Here is a 1,075-nt window from a genome sequence, read left to right on the forward strand (position 1 = left end):
GCGAGCGGATCGCGCGCGGGCCGGCCTTCCGCCGAGCGCGGCGCCCGCACGATCGCGCGCCACAGCCATTCGCGCGGGCTGAGCGGCTGCAGCACGCCCCACTCCTGCGCCAGCCGCAGGGACGCGACGCGCACCCAGCGGCGCACGTGATCGGGCCGGCCCGGCGGCGGCGCGTGGAAGAACAGCCGCACGATCCAGTCGACCAGCGTGCGTTGCGCCGGCAACCCGATGCCGCGTGCGAGCCAGTCGGCCGCACGATGGCCGAGCGCACGCAGGCGCAGCGCGAAGCCCGCGTTCATCGCGCCGCTCCGCGGCGACCGGCACCGCCTGCCGCCAGCCACGCATCGACCCAGTTCGCGACGCCGTTCAGGTCGTGCGACGCCTGCGAATACGGCGCGTCGTCGAAGATCCAGCTGCCGCGCGCGAGCGCTTCGGGCACGGCCGCATCGACGTGGATGCGCTGCTCGAGCATCGACGCCGGCCCCGCGACCGCGCGCAGCATGCCGAGCGCGTCGCGCTGCATGTCGCGCGCCGGATTCAGCCGGTTCACGACGATCCGCAGTTCGCCGCCGCAGGCCCGCAGCGCGCCGAGCCGCGCGGCCGTCGTCGCGCACGCGGTCGGCTCGGGCGGCACGACGACGAGCGTGAGGTCCGCGCGGCGAATCGCCTGTTCGGCCTGCGTCGACGGATAGCGCGCGGTGTCGATCAGCACGACGCCGTCGGCCGGCAGCGCAATCTCGTCGAGCGCGCGCGCGAGCCACGCGGGATCGGCCGCGAGCCGCGCATCGCACGCGACGGCGCCGGCCGCGTCGACCTGCCCGTACGGGACGAACAGCACGCCGTCGGCGTTGCGCCACGTATGGGCATGCCACGGCTCGCCGCCGGAACCCGTCATTCCCGCCGCGCGCAAGCGCAGCGCCGTCCGCAGCGCGATGCCGCTGCGCAAGGAGGGAGTCGCATGATTGCCGAAATCGTCATCGGTTTCATCGTCGGCATCGTGATCGCGGTGCCGGTGTGGATCGTCGCACAGCACCTCGGCATCGGCCGCGGTTTTCATGCGCCGCGCGGCATCGAC

At 74.4% G+C, this 1,075-nt stretch carries 2 pseudogenes; both read right to left on the reverse strand.

What is annotated here, in order from left to right:
- Positions 1 to 299, reverse strand: a pseudogene (locus tag G3N98_RS39265) (UDP-forming cellulose synthase catalytic subunit); the annotation flags it as partial.
- Positions 296 to 877: pseudogene (gene bcsQ, locus G3N98_RS39270) on the reverse strand (cellulose biosynthesis protein BcsQ); the annotation flags it as partial. The pseudogenes bcsQ and G3N98_RS39265, both read right to left, overlap by 4 nt.
- Positions 878 to 1,075 lie beyond the last annotated feature (198 nt).

The sequence above is a fragment of the Burkholderia sp. Tr-20390 genome (assembly GCF_017104595.1).
Lineage (GTDB): Bacteria > Pseudomonadota > Gammaproteobacteria > Burkholderiales > Burkholderiaceae > Burkholderia.